The organism is Flavobacterium sp., assembly GCF_027484945.1.
Lineage (GTDB): Bacteria > Bacteroidota > Bacteroidia > Flavobacteriales > Flavobacteriaceae > Flavobacterium.
The window spans coordinates 25,512-44,656 of sequence record NZ_JAIXRZ010000009.1; the positions used below are offsets into that span (position 1 = coordinate 25,512).

Annotated in this window: 21 protein-coding genes; 6 read left to right on the forward strand and 15 right to left on the reverse strand. The window is 36.7% G+C overall.

The window, feature by feature from the left end:
• Positions 1-98 precede the first annotated feature (98 nt).
• Entirely contained in the window at positions 99-1,430 is a 1,332-nt protein-coding gene (locus tag Q0039_RS01210; RefSeq protein ID WP_297507803.1) for an aspartyl protease family protein, read from the forward strand.
• Between the two features lie 25 nt (positions 1,431-1,455).
• On the opposite strand, the gene Q0039_RS01215 is transcribed toward Q0039_RS01210, so the two are convergent.
• On the reverse strand, positions 1,456-1,893 hold the full coding sequence (locus tag Q0039_RS01215) for a DUF1573 domain-containing protein (protein WP_297507806.1): 438 nt from the start codon (positions 1,891-1,893) through the stop codon (positions 1,456-1,458).
• A gap of 272 nt (positions 1,894-2,165) precedes the next feature.
• Between Q0039_RS01215 and Q0039_RS01220 the strand changes: the two genes are divergently transcribed.
• Positions 2,166-4,793 carry a valine--tRNA ligase gene (locus tag Q0039_RS01220; RefSeq protein WP_297507809.1) on the forward strand — a complete coding sequence of 876 codons (2,628 nt, stop codon included), beginning with the start codon at positions 2,166-2,168 and terminating at the stop codon, positions 4,791-4,793.
• Positions 4,794-4,842: 49 nt separating this feature from the next.
• On the opposite strand, the gene Q0039_RS01225 is transcribed toward Q0039_RS01220, so the two are convergent.
• The 9 genes from Q0039_RS01225 to rsfS all read right to left on the reverse strand — a co-directional run bounded on the left by Q0039_RS01225 (position 4,843) and on the right by rsfS (position 13,235).
• On the reverse strand, positions 4,843-7,068 hold the full coding sequence (locus Q0039_RS01225; RefSeq protein ID WP_297507812.1) for a M20/M25/M40 family metallo-hydrolase: 2,226 nt from the start codon (positions 7,066-7,068) through the stop codon (positions 4,843-4,845).
• A gap of 38 nt (positions 7,069-7,106) precedes the next feature.
• Positions 7,107-7,499, reverse strand: a complete 393-nt coding sequence (locus Q0039_RS01230; RefSeq protein WP_297507815.1) for a response regulator — start codon at positions 7,497-7,499, stop codon at positions 7,107-7,109.
• 130 nt (positions 7,500-7,629) lie between these two features.
• A complete protein-coding gene (locus tag Q0039_RS01235) occupies positions 7,630-8,397 on the reverse strand; it encodes a superoxide dismutase (protein ID WP_297507818.1) in 768 nt (255 codons plus the stop codon).
• Positions 8,398-8,404: 7 nt separating this feature from the next.
• Positions 8,405-8,677, reverse strand: coding sequence for an acyl-CoA-binding protein (locus tag Q0039_RS01240; RefSeq protein WP_297507821.1), 273 nt, complete (start codon positions 8,675-8,677; stop codon positions 8,405-8,407).
• A complete protein-coding gene (locus tag Q0039_RS01245) occupies positions 8,670-9,329 on the reverse strand; it encodes a phosphatidylserine decarboxylase family protein (protein WP_297507824.1) in 660 nt (219 codons plus the stop codon). Before Q0039_RS01245 ends, Q0039_RS01240 begins: the two co-directional genes overlap by 8 nt.
• Complete coding sequence (locus Q0039_RS01250; RefSeq protein WP_297507827.1) at positions 9,319-10,209, reverse strand: phosphatidate cytidylyltransferase; 891 nt, start codon at positions 10,207-10,209, stop codon at positions 9,319-9,321. The genes Q0039_RS01245 and Q0039_RS01250 overlap by 11 nt, the downstream gene beginning before the upstream one ends.
• Position 10,210: 1 nt before the next feature.
• Entirely contained in the window at positions 10,211-10,810 is a 600-nt protein-coding gene (locus Q0039_RS01255) for a lactate utilization protein B/C (protein WP_297507830.1), read from the reverse strand.
• A 106-nt stretch (positions 10,811-10,916) separates the two neighbouring features.
• Positions 10,917-12,848 carry an ATP-dependent zinc metalloprotease FtsH gene (gene ftsH, locus Q0039_RS01260; RefSeq protein WP_297507833.1) on the reverse strand — a complete coding sequence of 644 codons (1,932 nt, stop codon included), beginning with the start codon at positions 12,846-12,848 and terminating at the stop codon, positions 10,917-10,919.
• Positions 12,849-12,863: 15 nt separating this feature from the next.
• Positions 12,864-13,235, reverse strand: a complete 372-nt coding sequence (gene rsfS, locus Q0039_RS01265; protein ID WP_297507836.1) for a ribosome silencing factor — start codon at positions 13,233-13,235, stop codon at positions 12,864-12,866.
• Between the two features lie 95 nt (positions 13,236-13,330).
• Here rsfS and Q0039_RS01270 point away from each other — a divergent pair, with 95 nt between their 5' ends.
• On the forward strand, positions 13,331-14,062 hold the full coding sequence (locus Q0039_RS01270; protein ID WP_297507839.1) for a biotin--[acetyl-CoA-carboxylase] ligase: 732 nt from the start codon (positions 13,331-13,333) through the stop codon (positions 14,060-14,062).
• Positions 14,063-14,077: 15 nt separating this feature from the next.
• Here Q0039_RS01270 and Q0039_RS01275 read toward each other — a convergent pair whose 3' ends face one another.
• Together Q0039_RS01275 and pyrE are read right to left on the reverse strand one after the other, a co-directional pair.
• On the reverse strand, positions 14,078-14,470 hold the full coding sequence (locus tag Q0039_RS01275; protein ID WP_297507842.1) for an SRPBCC family protein: 393 nt from the start codon (positions 14,468-14,470) through the stop codon (positions 14,078-14,080).
• A 6-nt stretch (positions 14,471-14,476) separates the two neighbouring features.
• Positions 14,477-15,127: an orotate phosphoribosyltransferase gene (gene pyrE / locus Q0039_RS01280; protein ID WP_297507845.1), complete on the reverse strand. Its 651-nt coding sequence runs from the start codon at positions 15,125-15,127 to the stop codon at positions 14,477-14,479.
• Positions 15,128-15,134: 7 nt separating this feature from the next.
• On the opposite strand from pyrE, the gene Q0039_RS01285 reads away from it, so the two are divergent.
• Positions 15,135-15,737 (forward strand): NUDIX domain-containing protein, encoded by a 603-nt coding sequence (locus Q0039_RS01285; RefSeq protein ID WP_297507848.1) that lies wholly within the window; start codon positions 15,135-15,137, stop codon positions 15,735-15,737.
• On the opposite strand, the gene coaD is transcribed toward Q0039_RS01285, so the two are convergent.
• Positions 15,738-16,196: a pantetheine-phosphate adenylyltransferase gene (gene coaD, locus Q0039_RS01290; RefSeq protein WP_297507851.1), complete on the reverse strand. Its 459-nt coding sequence runs from the start codon at positions 16,194-16,196 to the stop codon at positions 15,738-15,740.
• A 42-nt stretch (positions 16,197-16,238) separates the two neighbouring features.
• Positions 16,239-17,228 (reverse strand): D-alanine--D-alanine ligase, encoded by a 990-nt coding sequence (locus Q0039_RS01295; RefSeq protein WP_297507854.1) that lies wholly within the window; start codon positions 17,226-17,228, stop codon positions 16,239-16,241.
• Positions 17,229-17,310: 82 nt separating this feature from the next.
• Here Q0039_RS01295 and Q0039_RS01300 point away from each other — a divergent pair, with 82 nt between their 5' ends.
• Together Q0039_RS01300 and Q0039_RS01305 are read left to right on the forward strand one after the other, a co-directional pair.
• Positions 17,311-17,931, forward strand: a complete 621-nt coding sequence (locus tag Q0039_RS01300; protein ID WP_297507856.1) for a PASTA domain-containing protein — start codon at positions 17,311-17,313, stop codon at positions 17,929-17,931.
• Positions 17,921-18,961, forward strand: coding sequence for an RluA family pseudouridine synthase (locus Q0039_RS01305; RefSeq protein ID WP_297507859.1), 1,041 nt, complete (start codon positions 17,921-17,923; stop codon positions 18,959-18,961). Before Q0039_RS01300 ends, Q0039_RS01305 begins: the two co-directional genes overlap by 11 nt.
• A gap of 76 nt (positions 18,962-19,037) precedes the next feature.
• Here the strand turns inward: Q0039_RS01305 and Q0039_RS10265 are convergent, their stop codons facing one another.
• Positions 19,038-19,127, reverse strand: coding sequence for a T9SS type A sorting domain-containing protein (locus Q0039_RS10265; protein WP_366520858.1), 90 nt, complete (start codon positions 19,125-19,127; stop codon positions 19,038-19,040).
• Positions 19,128-19,145: the final 18 nt, after the last annotated feature.

Here is a 19,145-nt window from a genome sequence, read left to right on the forward strand (position 1 = left end):
TTATTTAATGCTGCAAATTTGCAAATTTTTAGCGTATTTTAACGAATGGTCACCCTAAAATATATTCGTAATTCGTTAATTTTATAGAAAAAACAAGCATGTTTTGCAGACTGTATTCGGTTTTATTACTTTTTGGTTCGTTATTAGCTTGGGGGCAGTCGGGTTTCGAACTAGATAATGACCGCAAAAAGTCAAAAATTCCCTTCCAATGGGTAAATAATTTAATCATACTCCCCGTTGAGTTAAATGGAATTCCACTCAATTTTCTTTTGGATACGGGTGTTGAAGAGACTATTCTTTTTAGTTTAGATGATCCTAATGAAGTTCAATTTTCAACGTTAGAAAAAGTAAAAATCAAAGGATTTGGTGCAAATGAACCAATTGATGCCTACCGAGCTGATCATAATTCCCTTCGCATTGGTAGCGCCTTAGACAACGATCATAAGGTTTATATATTACTAGATCAAGAAATTAACATTTCTTCTTCAGTAGGACTTCCCGTTAATGGAATAGTCGGTGCACACTTTTTTAAAAATTTTTTAGTGCGAATTGATTATGTGAACCAACGCCTAATCATTGGGAAATCCCTCCAAAAAGTAAAACGGCGAAAAGAGCAATTCACACCCTTACCACTTTATTTAGTACAAAATAAACCGTATGTAAAAATGAAGGGCCAACAAGGAATAAAAACAATCGATTTATTGCAATTATTGGATACCGGTAATACCGATGCTGCCTGGTTGTTTCCAGCGGTTATGCCGCAGTCGTTTCTTTCAAAAAATACAATACAAGATTACCTAGGAAAAGGCTTAAGTGGGACAATTTATGGGAATCGCAGCCGAATTGATGGGCTTAAATGGGATACATTTATGCTCCCGCGACCTATAGTTGCGATGCCCGATAGTTTATCTATGACGCATTTGGTTCAGGTGACAAACCGCACGGGATCAATTGGAAACGAATTCCTGCGCCGCTTTCATGTTATTTTTGATTATGCACAACAACAACTATATATTCGCCCTAATCGTGACTATGATGATCCTTTTCGTTACAATATGTCGGGAATAGAAGTAAAGCACCAAGGGCTGCAGTGGATTGCTAAATCGCAGCGAACAGATTCTCGACTAACCTATGGCGATATTACTTTTGAAGGGAGTTCAACGAGTATTAGAGATAAAATTAAATACCAGTTTGAACTCAAGCCAATTTATGTAGTTGCGAATGTTCGTCCCGATTCTCCCGGTGCTAAGGTTGGCATTCAAAAAGGAGATATACTTCTAACCATTGAAGAAAAAGAGGGCCATGAAATGTCTTTAGATCAAATCAATTCATATTTTAAACAACAAGACGGGAAAAGTATCGAAATGGAATTGGAACATTTGGGTAACCCCTACAAAGTAACCTTGGTATTAAAAGATGTGTTGCCATAAAAAAAGCCCGATTACTCGGGCTTCATTAGGATTTATTCATCAATAAATTTGTTTTCTTTTCAAGGGGGTTGGGCTCGTTTTTAACAATAACCTCACCTTTAATTTTTAAGGCTACCATGCCTCCTTCAACATTGACTGCATTGGTTTCTACTGTAATGGTTTTACGAATAGGCCCGGGATTCATATTGTATTTTACCTTGATTTCACCCGTTTTACCTGGCATGATTGGCTGTTCGGGTTTGCTCGGCACGGTACAGCCACAAGTCGATTGCACATTTTTAATAATCAAAGGCTGATCTCCTGTATTGGTAAATTCAAAAATACGCTCACCATTATCAGTTTCTTTGGTTACCGTTCCATAGTCAAGGGTATTGTCTTTATCTTTAAAAACAATTTTGGGTCCGTTTTGTGCGCTCAGCATGCTCGATATAAAAAGCATTGCAGCAAATAGTATAGGTTTCATAAGTGGCATTTTGTGTAAAGTTACTACTTTCATTTTTCGTACAAAATTTTAAATCTTAAATTTTTCGTAACATACTATTTTCAGTACTTTTGTAGGCACTAAATCAAAAAGCGTACCAATTTTGGTGGTTCGAATTAAGCATGTTAAAATGCTTGTTTAGTGCCAAAACGCCTTTGCCTTTTAACTGCGATTTGCTTCGAGTTTACGGGCTTTAATTAGGCTTATATTCGTCGATTTTTGGTTCAATTTATAGTAAAAACAATAATTAACTCATGATTCCAGCACAGTACAATGCCAAAGATGTAGAACAAAAATGGTACAGCTATTGGATGAAGAACGATTACTTCACTTCTAAGCCCGACCACCGAAAGCCCTATACTATTGTTATTCCTCCACCCAATGTAACCGGTATTTTACACATGGGTCATATGTTGAACAATACGATTCAAGATGTGTTGATTCGTCGTGCTCGGCTTAAAGGTTTCAATGCCTGCTGGGTTCCGGGTACCGATCACGCATCGATTGCTACCGAGGCTAAAGTAGTGGCAAAGTTGAAAAGCGAAGGTATAGATAAAAAAGATTTGAGTCGTGAAGAATTTTTAAAGCACGCTTGGGATTGGACGGAAGAATATGGGGGTACCATTTTAGAACAATTGAAAAAATTGGGTTGTTCGTGTGATTGGAGTCGCACCAAATTCACGATGGACAGCGATATGACGGCTTCGGTTATTCATTCGTTTGTCGATTTATACAACAAGGGGTTAATTTACCGCGGCTTCCGAATGGTGAATTGGGATCCTCAGGCGAAAACCACTCTTTCAGATGAAGAAGTTATTTATGAAGAGCGCAATGGTAAATTATACTATGTCAATTATAAAATCGAGGGAAGTGATCAATGGGTAACGATTGCGACAACGCGCCCTGAAACGATATTGGGGGATACCGCTATCTGCATCCATCCTGAGGATGAACGATACCAACATTTGAAAGGTAAAAAAGCAATTGTTCCAATTTGCAACCGCAGTATTCCTATCATTTTTGACGATTATGTAGATCTCGAATTTGGAACCGGTTGTTTGAAAGTAACACCCGCGCATGATGTCAATGATAAGGAATTAGGTGAACGACATCATTTAGATATCATTGATATTTTTAATGAAGACGCTACCTTAAATCAATTTGGATTGCATTATGCCGGAAAAGATCGTTTTGAGGTGCGAGAGGCCATTGCTGTTGAATTAGAATCCATTGGGGCTTTGGTAAAAACAGAAAACTATTTGAATAAAGTAGGAACTTCTGAACGCACCAAAGCAGTAATTGAACCGCGTCTGTCAGATCAATGGTTTTTGCGTATGGATATGTTGGTGAAACCAGCAATAAAAGCGGTTTTAGAAACCGAAGATGTAAAATTGTATCCAAGTCGTTTTAATAATACCTACCGCCATTGGTTAGAAAATATACGCGATTGGAATATTTCCCGTCAGTTATGGTGGGGTCAACAGATACCTGCTTATTATTTTGGTCCCGGAAATGAAGATTTTGTAGTGGCAGCTACGCCATCGGATGCCTTGGAATTGGCAAAAAATAAATCCGGTAATTTTAATTTAACCGCAGCAGATTTACGCCAGGATGATGATGTTTTGGATACTTGGTTTTCAGCTTGGTTATGGCCAATTACTGTATTTGGGGGAATTTTAGATCCCAAAAATGAAGACTATAATTACTATTATCCAACGAATGATTTAGTAACCGGTCCGGATATTTTGTTTTTCTGGGTGGCCCGAATGATCATTGCCGGATATGAATATACAGATGCCAAACCCTTTTCAAATGTATATTTAACAGGGTTAGTGCGCGACAAGTTAGGTCGAAAAATGTCTAAATCGCTTGGGAACTCTCCCGATCCCTTAGATTTGATCGATCGTTTTGGTGCCGATGGTGTTCGTGTTGGATTATTGTTAAGTGGTTCAGCAGGTAATGATATTTTATTTGATGAAGAATTATGCCAACAAGGAAAAGCTTTTGCAAATAAAATTTGGAATGCATTTCGACTAATCAAAGGTTGGGAAGTAGCCGATTGTGCGCAGCCTGAAGCATCAAAAACAGCTATAGCGTGGTACGAAGCCAAGTTGCAACAAACGTTGATTGAGGTAGAAGCCAGTTTTGAAAAATACCGAATTTCCGATGCTTTAATGGCGATTTACAAATTGTTTTGGGATGATTTCTGCTCGTGGTATTTAGAAATGATTAAACCGGGTTACCAACAGCCAATCGATCGCTTGACGTTTACAAAAACGATTGCTATTTTGGAATCCAATTTGAAATTATTGCATCCGTTTATGCCATTTTTAACCGAAGAGATTTGGCAGCATATCCAAGAGCGTTCTTCAGATGACGCATTAATCATAGCGGAATGGCCAAAAACAGCAGCTTATGATGCACATTTGGTAACCGATTTTGAATTTGCTACCGAAGTAATTTCGGGGATTCGAACCATTCGCAAAGAAAAAAATATCCCGTTTAAAGATCCGATTGATTTAAAAATAGTGAACAATGAAAATGCATCACCTTTTTTTGATGCAATTATAGCTAAATTAGGAAATGTTGTTTCTATAGCGTATGTTTCTGATAAAGTGGACGGAGCTTTATCCTACAGGGTAAAATCCAATGAGTATTTTATTCCAATTACTGGAGCTATAGATGTAGCCGCTGAAATTGAAAAATTAACCGCTGAATTAGATTATATGAAAGGATTTTTAAAGTCGGTTCAAGCCAAACTTTCCAATGAAAAATTTGTTGCCGGTGCTCCCGAAAAAGTAATCGAAATGGAACGCAAGAAAGAGGCCGATGCCTTGGCCAAAATTGCAACAATAGTTCACAGTTTAGATGGATTAAAATAAAATTCGTCAAATAATTACCAAAAAGGAGTCGAATTAACGACTCCTTTTTTTATTCAAATTTCACCTTTACGGTTTGTGAAGTACCATTTCGTGTAAACACAACTTCAATTTCATCACCGGGATTAATTTTTGATAATGCTTCCATGTAGCCGTATACGTCTTTAATTGCTAAAGTTCCCATCTTGGTTATAACATCGCCTTCTTGAATTCCTGCTTTTTGTGCTGGACGGTTATCGGTTACTCCATCAACATGTAACCCATCGGGATGCTCGGTATAATCGGGCATTATTCCCATGGTAACTTTGTATTTCGGACGTGTTTTACCCGCATTTATTTTGGTTTTTGTAAAAACAACCGAATCCAAATCGGCGATTGCAAGTGCACATCGTCCAACGTATTCAATGATGTTTTTTACCCCATAATAATTAATTTTTGCTTCATCATCAGTGGGTTTGTGGTAATCGTTATGCGTTCCAGTAAAGAAATTTAAAACGGCAATATCCTGCAAATAAAACGATGTATGATCGGTCGGTCCCGTTCCACTTGCATCCATAGTGATATGGAATCCGGCGGGCTTATTGCGTTCTACCATTTCTGGAAAATCAGGGCAAGTTCCTGTTCCTCCAACGACCAAATCTTTGGATGTATTTAAGCGACCAATCATATCCATATTCAACATGGCTACAACGTTTGGAGTATTGGTTTTTATCATTTCGGCCAGTGCTTTAGAACCAATTAATCCATCTTCCTCTGCAGAGAAAAGGGCAAAAATATAATTTGCTTTTTCCAACGATTTATTTTGCGAAAATTGGCGTGCCAATTCGAGTACACCGGCTACACCCGAAGCATTATCATCGGCGCCATTATGAATTTCGCCTTTGGAATTCATTGATGTCGAATTTCCATGTTCATTTAGCCCTAAATGATCATAATGAGCTCCAATAACAATAGTTTTTGATGCCTTATTATCAAGATAAGCAACCACATTCTGCGCTTTTATTTTTACTTCTTGTGGATTTATTGAATCGTTTGGGTTCAATTTGTAATTGTATTCAAATGGAATAGCGAATGATTTCCCTTGATACGGTTTTAATCCCATTTTTTTAAATTGCTCCCCTAAATAATTTGCCGCTTTTTGTTCTTCTTTTGAACCGGCAAGTCGACCTTTTAAATCATCTGAAGCTAAAAACGATAGATGTTTTTTTAATTCGGGTTCATTTACATACGCTGCGGGATCTATATCGACCCAATCGGCAATAAATACATTAGTTTCACGCGCGGCCTGTTGTTGGCGATTACTCGAGAATACCAATTTCTTTCCATTCGGCGAAAACATAGGAAAAGCATTGAATTCACTTTCAAATGTGATTTGTTTCAAATAAGTACCATCAACATCAATCATATACAATTGGAAGTCGTAACCTCGTGTTGCATGGTGATTGGATGAGAAGATAATTTTCTTGTCGGATGGGTGGAAGAAGGGTGCCCAATTGGCTTTACCTAAATTTGTAATTTGTTTCAAATCGGATCCGTCAACATTGCAAGTGTAAATTTCCATTTCGGTTGGCGCCACCACATGGTCTAGTAGTAAGGATTTGTAATCATTAATTTCAGCTTCAGTTTTCGGTCGGGAAGCCCGAAAAACTAATTTTTTGCTGTCATGTGAGAAGAAACTTCCGCCATCATAACCTAATCCGAAGGTAACTTGCTTTAGGTTGGACCCATCAATATCCATGGTCCATAACTCTAAGTCGCCAGAGCGGGTGGAAGTAAATGCTATTTTTTTGCCATCGGGAGAGACTACGGCTTCGGCGTCATATCCGGGGGTGTTGGTTAATTGCTTGATAATAGTGCCGTTAAGATCGGCGATATATAAATCAAATTCAGGGTAAATTGCCCATAAATATTTTCCATCCCGTGGTTTTGGTGGTGGAGGGCATTCATTTTGTGATCCATGGGTTGATGCAAAAATAATGTGTTTTCCATCGGGCATAAAATAGGAGCAAGTCGTACGTCCTTTTCCATTGGAAATTCGTTTCAAACTTTGGGGAGAAAATTTCTTTGCATTAAGATTTAGGGAATAAATTTGATCACATGCAGCTCCGAGATTCGGATTGGTTACTTGAAGTGTGAGCATTGATCCATCGGGACTGAAATATGCCTCGGCATTATCGCCACCAAAGGTTAGCTTTTGGATATTTTTTAATTGGGATTCCTGAGCGAATAAGCCCAACGAAAAGAAAAGGGCTATCCAAAATAAGCGTGTTACTTTCATTGTATATTTTTTTCAAATATACTCGGTTTTTAGCGAACCTATAATTTCAATTTTTCCAAAATAAATGTTAATTGATCTCGATTTAATGGTTTCTCTAAATATCCTTTTAAGTCAGGATATTGCGCAGCTCTTTGCCTATCTTTTTCGTTTAATGAGGATGTTAGAATATAGATAGGATGTTCAATCAAAAAATTCGGCAATCGTTTTAATAGTCGGTCTAAAAATTCAAACCCATTGTATTCCGGCATATTGATATCTAAAAGCAGACAAAACGAACCTCCTTTTTTTTCGGAATAGTGATCAATAACATGTTCCAAGGCTTCCCGACTTGATACAAATGATAGTACAGAACATTCTGGACAACTATTACGTATTGTCTTTTCATGGATATAATTGAAAATCGGATCATCATCTATTAAAATAAAAAGCATACGTTTTTGTTTAGAGCAATCTAAATTAAAAAATCTAACTTAAAATTATTAATACTACCGGGAAGACTATAAAAAAATCGGTTATAAGTTGTTTTTGCCGTTAAAACTACCTTGTTTTCGAATCAAAGTGTTATTTAACAATAGCTTCTTCGAATTTTTCAGCTACTTTTTCCCAATTGATGCATTTAAAGAAATTTTCGATGTATTTTTTTCGCTTATATTGGTATTCTACAAAATAAGCGTGTTCCCATACATCAATACCTAAAATAGGGGTCCCAGCAATAGTAACTCCTGGCATTAAGGGATTGTCATGATTTGGAGTTGAAGTGATTTGCAATGTTCCCGATCGGTCAACAATCAACCAAGTCCAACCTGAGCCCGTTTGCTTGTTGGCTGCGTCAATAAATTGCGATTTAAAATTGTCAAATGATCCAAAATCTTTGGTAATTGCAGTCGCCAATGTATCACTAGGTTTACCTTGCGATTTTGGGGTAAGTAATTCAAAATATAAACTATGGTTGTAATATCCGCCTAATGCATTTCGAAGCTCTTCATTGGTACGATCTTGTTTTTTTAAAAGGTCGGTTATAGGTAAGGATTCTAAATCAGTCCCAGCGAGCAACTCGTTTAATTTATTGGTGTAGCTTAGGTAATGATTGGAATAATGGAGTTCCATTGTAAAGGCATCGATGTGAGGTTGTAACGCATCATATTTAAAGGGTAGTTGAACAACTTCAAAAGCGCCTTCAGTAGCTTTTACATCGTCGGGTTCGCCCAGAGTTACCTTTTGTTCTTTTGAAGGCAAAGGAACTTCAACCACTTCGGTATATTTTTTTTGCTTACAAGACACGCTAACCCAAAGTGCAATAACGGTAATTGCTAGTCCAATCTTTTTCATATCGATTTTACTTCTTTTGCGTCAAACTTAAAATAGCTGCAATATATTGTTCTTTAGCTTCGTCTTGGGATAAATGATTAATTTGAAACCAAGCATTCATTTTGAATGCATTACGCAAATCTTGAGGGAAGACAAAGCGATGGTTTGCCCTTCCAAAAGTAGCTTGTTTGTACAAAGCATAAAGGCGTAATTGTACATCTTGAGGCAAATCGTTTTGCGACATCGCATTTGCCAAATCTACGGCTTCATCAAAACGTTCTTCTAAAGTGCGATTATCCATTGTTTTTTACAGCAATGATCGTTTTATTTCCAACGGCTTTTTGACCTAATTTTACATTAACTTCGGTTCCCAAAGGTAGATAAAGATCTACGCGTGAACCAAATTTGATAAACCCAGCATCTGCGCCTTGTCGAACAACCATTCCCTCTTCGGCATAATTAACAATTCGCTTAGCGAGTGCACCTGCAATTTGTCTGTAAAGAATTTCTCCAAAAATACGATTTTCGATTACGACTGTAGTCCGTTCATTCTCGGTACTCGATTTTGGATCCCATGCTACTAAATATTTTCCAGGATGGTATTTGCTAAATTTTATTTTACCGCTGGTACAATAGCGTGTTACATGCACATTGATAGGAGACATAAAAATAGACACTTGTAAACGTTTATCTTTAAAATACTCCGCTTCGTAAACTTCTTCAATTACAACAACTTTGCCATCAACAGGGGCAGTGATATGATAATCATTTACTTCTAAATGACGTTTTGGGTTTCTAAAAAATTGAAGAACCATTACCAACAGGAATAGTAATGTAATTTGAATTCCTTTTAAAATCCAAATATTCGAAAATAAATAGGGCGTGGCCAATAAGGCAACTGTAAAGCTAAATGTAGAAATCAGGATGATTTTGCCTCCTTCTTTATGAAACATAATATAAAATTTGATAAAACAAAAATACAAATGGTGCTACAAATATAACACTATCTAAGCGATCCAAAATACCTCCATGCCCAGGCATGATTTTGCCACTATCTTTAACTCCCGCAATTCGCTTGAATTTAGATTCAATTAAATCGCCTATGGTGCCCATAATCCCTACGATTAAGGCAATAGAGCACCAAATGAGAATTGACTTTTGACTGAATTTTGGATTAGCTTGTATTAAAAATTTCGAAATTAAAAATCCAGCAAAAATTGCAAAAACAATACCACCAATAAATCCTTCGATTGTTTTTTTGGGAGAAATTCGTTCGAATAGTTTGTGCTTACCGATCGATTTACCAACGATATAAGCAAATGTATCATTGGTCCAAATCAAAATAAAAAGTCCGATAATAATTTTCGGATTGTATTCTTTTACCCCGAAAGAAATTTTTGTAATGAATATAAAAGGTAAAATGATGTAACCTAGTAAATACAAATACTTCGAAGATATGCTTACGGATTGTATGGAATCGTAAAATAAAAATAAAATACATTTTATTGCAACCACTATGGTTATAGCTAATAAAACGAGATTAAGCGTCTGCAAATCAAAAGTAAGTGAAAATTCCCGTTGAAAAGTTTCAGTTAAGAACGCTTCGCTTTCACTACGATAGTTGCTTAAAAGGATAATCCCTGTATAAATTAATAGCCCAAAAATTAATGGAAATGGTTTCTTTACGTGAATTAAATTACAAAATTCATAAAGTGTAATCACTAAAAACACACCGAATAAAATCAAAAAGCTTTCTGTGGAATACAGGATTGATGCTAATAAAAGCACAATGTAAACTGTACCCGATAGGGCCCGTTTTACAGTTTCATTCATTCTACAAATCTTCTAAAAGAAGGAGGTAAAGGTTTTTATAGCAGCTGCCATACGTTAAGAAATCCTCTTCTTTTGCTTTTTCAAAGTATTTGATTGTCGTAATGTTTGTTGGGAAATCTTTCACGTATTTCTTTTTAATGGTACGTAAACCATCACTTTTAGATTCTAGAATCTGACTTGTAGTTGCCAATATTACAATATTATCAGGTAAGTTTTCTGCTCGATTTTGACGAATTTGATTGGATGAAAACAATACCGATCCATCGTCTGCAATTAAATTTTCACAACTTGCAAATAAAAATACCGGTTCAGAACAATTTTGATAAGGCAGTCGATTTTCATCTAAGAGCGGAAATAAATTGGGTTCAAAACACAAAACTTCACGTTCAAACCAATCGTTTTCTTCTAGTATATTTTCAAACTGTTCTTTGACTTCATTTAAATTTTCACAATAAATAAATTTACCTCCATTTTTTTTAAAATTGAAAGTAAATTGCTCATCTACAGGGAGGTTAGAGTTTTTTTGAGAATTATATTCACTTTGACTTTCCTCGTCGGAACCTTCTTGACCGGAACCAAATATTTTTTTGAAAATACTCATATATATTGGGTATAATTCTTTAAAAATTGTATACTCCCAAAGATAAAAAAATCTTAATTCAAAAAACATTTCGAATTAAGATTTTTAAAATTTTGTTAAATAGCTATTATTCAGCTATGGGATGATTTTCTTCTGCTGTCAATCCAAAAGGTCGCTTGCCAAAAATAGCTTCTAAATCGTCTTTAAAAATCACCTCTTTTTCTATAAGAATATCAGCCAATTGAATTAATTTATCTTTATTATCATTTAATAATTGAATGGCACGTTGGTATTGCCCTTCCACTAAAGCAGAAATTTCTTTATCAATCAATACGGCAGTTGCCTCAGAATAGGGTTTGCTAAAACTATATTCCGATTGACCACTAGAATCGTAATAGGTAATGTTTCCGATTGCTTCGTTTAATCCAAAAATCGTTACCATTGCGCGCGCTTGACGAGTTACCTTTTCTAGATCTGATAGTGCACCTGTAGATATGGTATCAAAGATTACTTTTTCAGCGGCACGACCACCCATTGTTGCACACATTTCGTCCAACATTTGATCGGGTCGCACGATTAATCGTTCTTCAGGTAAATACCATGCAGCTCCTAGACTTTGACCTCGAGGAACAATAGTAACTTTTATTAAAGGTGCTGCATGTTCAAGCATCCAACTTACAGTAGCGTGTCCAGCTTCATGAACTGCAATTGCACGCTTTTCCTCAGCCGTTACGATTTTATTTTTCTTTTCTAAACCACCAACAATTCGGTCAACCGCATCTAAGAAATCTTGTTTATCAACTGCAGTTTTGTTATGACGTGCTGCAATTAATGCCGCTTCATTACATACATTGGCTATATCTGCTCCCGAAAAACCGGGCGTTTGTTTTGCTAAAAATTCAGTATCTAAATCGGCTGCTTTTTTTAACGGAGTTAAATGCACTTCAAAAATTTCTTTTCGTTCCCGTATGTCCGGAAGGTCGACATAAATTTGACGGTCAAATCGTCCAGCACGCATTAATGCCTTATCCAAAATATCCGCACGGTTTGTCGCCGCCAAAACAATCACATGGGTATTAGTGCCAAAACCATCCATTTCGGTAAGTAATTGGTTTAACGTATTTTCGCGTTCGTCGTTTGAACCAGAAAAATTATTTTTTCCACGCGCTCGACCCACGGCATCTATTTCATCAATAAAAATTATCGAAGGTGATTTGTCTTTGGCTTGTTTAAACAAATCACGCACACGTGAAGCACCTACACCAACAAACATTTCAACAAAATCGGAACCCGATAAGGAAAAGAATGGAACTTGTGCTTCGCCTGCAACTGCTTTTGCCAATAAGGTTTTACCGGTACCCGGAGGCCCAACCAATAGTGCTCCTTTTGGAATTTTACCCCCTAATGCAGTGTATTTTTCTGGGTTTTTTAAAAATTCTACAATTTCTTGTACTTCTTCTTTAGCACCCTCAAGACCTGCAACGTCTTTAAAAGTTACTTTAACATCATTTTTTTCGTCAAATAAGCGCGCACGTGATTTCCCAATATTGAAAATTTGACCACCGCCAGCACCACCGCCACCAGAAGACATTCGGCGCATAAAGTACAACCAAACCCCAATTAGAATAATGATCGGTAGGAAGTTGAAGAAATAACCCGACCAATCACTCTTTTGATCAAACTTATAGCTTACTAATTTTTTATCGGCTACAGCTTGGGCTAATTCTTTTTGAAAAATTTCATCATTACCAATATCAAAAATATAATGGGGTCCCTTATTTGTGGCACCAAACATATCTTTAACTACCGCTTCATGGGCTTTGCTTTTTTGTGCTTTTTCGGTTAGATAAGCTTCTGCCTTCGTTTTGTTGTAAACGATAACTTTTTGAATTTCCCCTTTGTTTAATAAGGCATCAAATTGAGAAACACTGATGGAAGAGTGGTCTTCAATTGCGCTACCTCCCATAAAATTGAGGGCAACCAACATAAATAAAACGGCTCCAGTAATCCACCAAGGACTAAATTTTAAACCGCTGTTTGGTTTTTTATCTTCTGACATAATTTTGTACTGCTATTAATAATTGGTTTCAATTCGTGTAATTTTGGCATCACCCCACAATCCTTCTATGTTGTAGTATTCCCGGGGTTCTTTTTGAAAAACATGCACAACGATGCTCACATAATCCATTAAAACCCACTCGCCGTTATCGGTTCCTTCTACATGCCAAGGTTTTTCTTTAAATTCTTTTGAGACTACTTTTTGAATGGAGTTAACAATCGCGTTAACTTGGGTATTGGAAGTACCAGTGCAAATCACAAAATAATCACACACTGCAGTATCGATTTCTCTTAAATCCAGGATGTCAAGTTCATTTCCTTTTAGGTCTTCAATTCCTTTTATGATGCCCGTCAACAGGACATCGGTACTAACTTCTTTTTTCGTCATTTAAAATTGCGTCTTATTTTGCAAAGGTATTATTTTTTGTCATTATTTTTGAGGCTTAACATAAGTTTAAAAACGAATTTTTAATCTATTGCGCAATGCCTATAATCAAACTCGATGCCATTGATTCAACCAACGATTATCTCAAAGAATTATCTCGGCAAAAAGTACTAGAAAATTTCACCACTGTTACAGCGCAAGTGCAAACAAACGGACGCGGACAAAGAGGTGCGGTTTGGCAGTCGGAATCAGGTAAAAATTTGACTATGAGTGTCTTAGTTAAAGATGTAATTCATGCGCCTGCTCAGGTTTTTGACTTGAATGTGGCTGTTGCTTGTAGTGTGTTTACTGTTTTTAAGAACTATAATATTCCCAACATTAGAATTAAGTGGCCCAATGACATGCTGTCAGGTCATTATAAATTAGGCGGTATTTTAATTGAAAATTTGATTAAGGCGGAATCACAAATTGAAGCAATCGTTGGAATTGGTATTAATGTAAATCAAAGCAATTTTGAATCGTTGCCTCAAGCCTCCTCAATTTATAATGTATTAAGACAAGTTGTAGATACCGATTTGCTTTGTCAAGCTATACTAACGCAAATCATTCAAAATTGTCAGTTAATCGCTAGTGGTAAAAAAGAAATTTTATGGAATTTATATCATACCCATCTTTTTAAAAAAGGAGTGCCAATGCCTTTCAAAACTTCAGGAGGTAATCAATTTATGGGTATTATTCAATCGGTTTCCGCAAACGGTCGTCTACTTATTTTACGCGATGATGCTTCTACCGCAGATTTTGATGTTAAAGAAATTCAATTACTGTATTAATCGTGAACGTATGGACTATAATTTATCCAAATTTGAAGCTAACGTATCTAAAAATTTACTGATAGGACCTTTAACCATCATGGCCATCATGGGATTAAATTCTCCTTCAAAATGCAACTGAACCAAAGCACTTTCACCGCCTGTATTTTCAATATTTGCGATTAATGTAAAAGGGATTTTATCACTGGCTGCACCCAATTTAATGTAGGTATTGGGAGTTTGTTCTTTTAAACGCAGTTTAATTTCGGGCATCCCGCTAAGACCAAATAAGAAGGTGTTTTCATCAGTCACCTCAAATTTTGCAATCGTATCAGGCATTAATTTTTCAAAATTTTTAACGTCGGTTAATGCGTTAAATACATACGCTGCCGACTTGGCAACAGTTACTTTTGGACTTTCGAGTTGCATAACGGTTTATTTTAGAGTGGTATTCCAAGTATCGGGTTGTTTACGCCAATCTTGTAATGTACTTAGTTCATTTTCGTTAATATATTGTTTAGCAACAGCGAGCGGTAATACATGTTCGTAATCACAAAGTGTATTCAAATTCACATTTGCATTTTCAAAGTTTGTTTTTGCGGTTTCAAAACCATAGGAAAAAATGGCAGCCATTCCTTTAACATGAGCGCCTGCTTCTCGAAGTGCTTCCACAGCCAATAAACTGCTTTTTCCTGTACTAATTAAATCTTCAACCACAATAACGTTTTGACCCTTTTGTAAAAATCCTTCGACTTGATTTTTTCGACCATGTTTTTTGGGTTCGGGTCGCACATATACAAACGGCAATCCCATTACTTCAGCGACCAATACACCGATGCCAATGGCACCTGTAGCTACACCCGCAATCACATCCGGTTTTCCATACGTTGCTTCAATATTTTTAGCAAATTCATCGCGTAAAAAATTCCGTATCGCAGGAAAAGAAAGCGTTAAACGATTGTCACAGTAAATAGGGGAGTGCCATCCGGAAGCCCATAAAAAAGGATTTGACGGATTTAATTTAATTGCGTTTATTTGTAAGAGCAATTCGGCAGTTTTCTCGGCAGTTGTGTTATTAAAAATCATAGTACAAATGTATAAAGTTTTTGTTAACGATAAACCACTTTTTTTGACAAACCAGGTTGTTAAAGAAACCGATTTTCAGTTGTTTTTGTTAGAAACTGTTGATATCGAGCAGCTTATTGTTAAGATGTTTAATAATAAGATTAAGAAGGCCTATTTGTACTATCCCGATGAAAAAGAAATCCTAAAGAAAGTTAAAGAGAAAATCCCCGTAAAAAAAGCAGGAGGCGGTTTAGTATACAATGATTTAGGTCAAGTATTGTTTATTTACCGCAATGGCAAATGGGATTTGCCTAAAGGTGGTATTGAAAAAGAGGAATCTATTGAAACAACGGCCATCCGTGAAGTAGAGGAAGAAACTGGTGTAAAACAACTAAAAATAACACAAAAACTTCAAAAAACCTACCATGTTTTCAAGCGAGGTGGTAAATACCGTTTGAAAATTACCCAATGGTATGAAATGAAAACCAAGTTTAAAGGCAATCCAATTCCACAAGAGAATGAAGGAATTGAAAAGGTAGTATGGTTAAATCCCGAAGAAGTAAAAATAGCTTTGGGTAACTCGTATGAAAATATCAAACTTCTTTTTGAGGAGGAAAATATCGTGAAGTAATTATCGTTTAACTTTTACAGCATCGGGAACCAGCACTGTATAATCGCCACCATTTCGGATCACATCGCGAACAATACTTGAGGAGATGAATGAGGTTTTGGCTGCAGTCAATAAGAATACGGTTTCAATTTTCGATAATTTTCGATTGGTATGTGCAATGGCTTTTTCAAATTCAAAATCGGCCGGGTTGCGCAATCCCCGTAAGATAAAATCGGCTTTTTCTTTTTTGCATAAATCAATGGTCAAACCTTCGTACGTAATCACCCGAACTTTCGGTTCATCTTTAAAAGCCTCTTCAATAAACTGTTTGCGCTCCTCAAGCGTAAACATGTATTTTTTATCCGAATTGACTCCAATGGCTACAATTACTTCATCAAAAAGGGAAACTCCACGCTGGATGATGTCAAAATGTCCCAACGTAATTGGATCAAAGGAACCGGGAAAAATCGCTTGTTTCATGCGGTAAAGTTAATTTATAATTATAAAGATTCTTAGAGGCTCTTACAATTTAGCCCAAATTGTTTTTCGCTCCATGGCCAGCTGAATTTCATTTTCTAATAAATCGCTAAAAGCCATTTTTGCATGTGCTGCTTGTTGTGGAAAAATACTTTGTGGCGAAAGTCCGGGATTCGTATTCATTTCGATAAAATACGGAATTCCATCCATTACAATGAAATCGGTCCGCGAAAATCCAGTCATCCCCAATGCTTCATAGGCTTTTTTTGCAGTTGATTTTACTAATGCTTCCGTTGCAACATCTAATCGCGCAGGTGTAATTTCTTCTGATTTTCCTTGGTATTTGGCCTCATAATCAAAAAAAGCATTTTGAGAAACGATTTCGGTTATTCCCAATACAAGAATTTCCCCTTTGTAACGTAAAACGCCAACAGAAACTTCAGTCCCTTTTAGGTACGACTCAATTAAAATATCATGGTCTTCTGCAAAAGCAAACGCTAAAGCTTGATCTAATTCATCTAAATTATTAACCATGGAAACGCCCAATGAACTTCCCGATTGATTGGGTTTTACAAAAAAGGGAAGCCCTAAGGTATCCGCTAGTAGTTGTCCATTAATTGCATCTCCAAAACGTAAATAGACCGATTTTGCTTTTGGGATATCAAACTTTGAAATCACGGATAGTGTATCGCGTTTATTGAATGTAAGTGCCGATTGGTAAAAATTACATCCGGTATAGGGTAAATCGATTAATTCCCAATAGGCTTGCAAATGACCGTCTTCACCAGGGGTTCCGTGAACAGTATTGATAGCGACATCAAATTGTATTTTTTTTCCATGGTGTTGAAATGAAAAATCGCTTTTATCGAGTGCGATTTTTTCTCCCCCAACCAGTACATACCAACCTTCTTTTAGAATATGAACTTCAAAAGGGGTATGTTTTTTTGTGTCCAATTCGTTTAAAATCAATTGGCCACTACGTAACGAAATTACCGATTCATCGGAATATCCGCCCATAACTACTGCAATATTCATCGGGGATAAATTTTAGATGTACGATACAAAAATAGCATAATTGTTGCAACTAAAATCCTATCTTTGCTAGAAATTGAACACGATGCGTTTACGGAATTATTTGACCACTAAAGTCTTTTTTGCCCAAATGGCAGCGGCACTACTAATTGTCGGTGTTTTGGGTTTTTTGTTTTTCCATTGGATCACTTTTGTAACCAATCATGGTGAAGAAATTACCGTTCCCAATTTGAGCAAAATGACGCCCGAGCAGGCTGAAACCGTGTTGGATGAATTGGACTTGGACTATGAAATTATCGACACCGTTGATTATATTGCTGACTTTCCAAAATTGACTATTGTACAGCAGGAACCTACGGCGGGAAGTAAGGTTAAAGGAGGACGTACGCTTTATTTAAAAATCAATGCGGCAACATTTACGATGGTTGCTTTGCCTGATCTGATTGAAAAAACGCACCGACAAGCCGTGCCGACATTAAAAGCAGTTGGTTTGCTAGAAGGTGAAATTACCTACAAACCCTATGTTGGTAAAGACATGGTCTTAGAAATGTGGATGAACGGTAAAAAGATAAAACCAGGAACCAAAGTGTTAAAGTCCTCAAAAATCGATTTAGTCTTGGGTGATGGAAAAGTGGTTTTTGAAGAAACAGCATCCGATTCAATTCCCGATACGGAACCCCAAGATAGTATCTCCGATGGATTCTAATGCAATTGGGTTAGAACCCGAGGACGAACTTTTTGAACACTTTCGGTTCGAAGTATCGAAAGGACAGGGTTTGTTGCGAATCGATAAGTACCTCCAATTACAAATTCCTAATATTTCTCGAAATAAAATACAAAATGCCGCCGACAGCGGTACGATACTCGTTAATGAACTCAGCGTAAAGTCGAATTATAAAGTAAAACCGGGTGATTGTATACGAATTGTATTGTCCCACCCACCGTTTGAGCATAAGATTATCCCAGAACCAATTCCCATCGATATTGTGTATGAAGATGATGCTTTAGTTGTGATTAATAAGCCGCCGGGTTTGGTCGTTCATCCGGGTCATGGAAATTATACAGGAACCTTAGTTAATGCTTTGGCTTATCACTATGGAAATCGGTTGCCTTTAAATAGTTCCGAGCGTCCGGGTTTGGTTCATCGCATAGATAAAGATACTTCGGGTTTATTGGTTGTGGCTAAGACTGAACAAGCAATGACGCATTTGGCAAAACAATTTGAAGAAAAAACTTCGGAGCGCGAGTATATTGCTCTTGTTTGGGGAAATGTTGAGAACGCTGAGGGGACAATTGAAGGCAATATTGCACGTCATCTTCGCGATCGTATGCAAATGGCGGTTTTTGACGATCCTGAGATTGGTAAGTATGCGGTTACCCATTATAAAGTCCTTGAACGATTAGGATATGTGACCTTGGTTTCTTGTAAGTTGGAAACAGGGAGAACACATCAAATCCGTGTGCACATGAAACATATCGGTCACACCTTATTTAACGATGAACGTTATGGAGGCAATACAATTTTAAAAGGCACGACTTTTACCAAATACAAGCAATTTGTGGAAAATTGTTTTACCGTATTACCACGTCAGGCGCTACATGCTAAAACGCTAGGTTTTGTTCATCCAACAACAGGTGAAATGATGCGGTTTGATTCTGAAATCCCCAACGACTTAGTAGAATGTATTTCAAAATGGCGCACCTATTCCAAATCACATACTTTAGAAGAAGATTAATAATTTTTTAAATCATAAAAAATGCCTCAAATAGTGTCTAACTTTTTGGGGCATGTTTATTAGTTGGAGGCTTTTTTTATTTGATGATTACTTTTTGGGTTACCGATTCGTTTCCAACTTCCATTTTGAAAAAATAGAAACCACTTGGAATGTCTTTTATTTCCAAGGTATTGTTGGAAAACGA

Excerpts from the sequence above, each read along its gene's own strand:
- Q0039_RS01210 (WP_297507803.1), top strand. The coding sequence starts at position 99 with ATGTTTTGCAGACTGTATTCGGTTTTATTACTTTTTGGTTCGTTATTA.
- Q0039_RS01215 (WP_297507806.1), bottom strand. The coding sequence starts at position 1,893 with ATGAAACCTATACTATTTGCTGCAATGCTTTTTATATCGAGCATGCTG.
- Q0039_RS01220 (WP_297507809.1), top strand. The coding sequence starts at position 2,166 with ATGATTCCAGCACAGTACAATGCCAAAGATGTAGAACAAAAATGGTAC.
- Q0039_RS01225 (WP_297507812.1), bottom strand. The coding sequence starts at position 7,068 with ATGAAAGTAACACGCTTATTTTGGATAGCCCTTTTCTTTTCGTTGGGC.
- Q0039_RS01230 (WP_297507815.1), bottom strand. The coding sequence starts at position 7,499 with ATGCTTTTTATTTTAATAGATGATGATCCGATTTTCAATTATATCCAT.
- Q0039_RS01235 (WP_297507818.1), bottom strand. The coding sequence starts at position 8,397 with ATGAAAAAGATTGGACTAGCAATTACCGTTATTGCACTTTGGGTTAGC.
- Q0039_RS01240 (WP_297507821.1), bottom strand. The coding sequence starts at position 8,677 with ATGGATAATCGCACTTTAGAAGAACGTTTTGATGAAGCCGTAGATTTG.
- Q0039_RS01245 (WP_297507824.1), bottom strand. The coding sequence starts at position 9,329 with ATGTTTCATAAAGAAGGAGGCAAAATCATCCTGATTTCTACATTTAGC.
- Q0039_RS01250 (WP_297507827.1), bottom strand. The coding sequence starts at position 10,209 with ATGAATGAAACTGTAAAACGGGCCCTATCGGGTACAGTTTACATTGTG.
- Q0039_RS01255 (WP_297507830.1), bottom strand. The coding sequence starts at position 10,810 with ATGAGTATTTTCAAAAAAATATTTGGTTCCGGTCAAGAAGGTTCCGAC.
- ftsH (WP_297507833.1), bottom strand. The coding sequence starts at position 12,848 with ATGTCAGAAGATAAAAAACCAAACAGCGGTTTAAAATTTAGTCCTTGG.
- rsfS (WP_297507836.1), bottom strand. The coding sequence starts at position 13,235 with ATGACGAAAAAAGAAGTTAGTACCGATGTCCTGTTGACGGGCATCATA.
- Q0039_RS01270 (WP_297507839.1), top strand. The coding sequence starts at position 13,331 with ATGCCTATAATCAAACTCGATGCCATTGATTCAACCAACGATTATCTC.
- Q0039_RS01275 (WP_297507842.1), bottom strand. The coding sequence starts at position 14,470 with ATGCAACTCGAAAGTCCAAAAGTAACTGTTGCCAAGTCGGCAGCGTAT.
- pyrE (WP_297507845.1), bottom strand. The coding sequence starts at position 15,127 with ATGATTTTTAATAACACAACTGCCGAGAAAACTGCCGAATTGCTCTTA.
- Q0039_RS01285 (WP_297507848.1), top strand. The coding sequence starts at position 15,135 with ATGTATAAAGTTTTTGTTAACGATAAACCACTTTTTTTGACAAACCAG.
- coaD (WP_297507851.1), bottom strand. The coding sequence starts at position 16,196 with ATGAAACAAGCGATTTTTCCCGGTTCCTTTGATCCAATTACGTTGGGA.
- Q0039_RS01295 (WP_297507854.1), bottom strand. The coding sequence starts at position 17,228 with ATGAATATTGCAGTAGTTATGGGCGGATATTCCGATGAATCGGTAATT.
- Q0039_RS01300 (WP_297507856.1), top strand. The coding sequence starts at position 17,311 with ATGCGTTTACGGAATTATTTGACCACTAAAGTCTTTTTTGCCCAAATG.
- Q0039_RS01305 (WP_297507859.1), top strand. The coding sequence starts at position 17,921 with ATGGATTCTAATGCAATTGGGTTAGAACCCGAGGACGAACTTTTTGAA.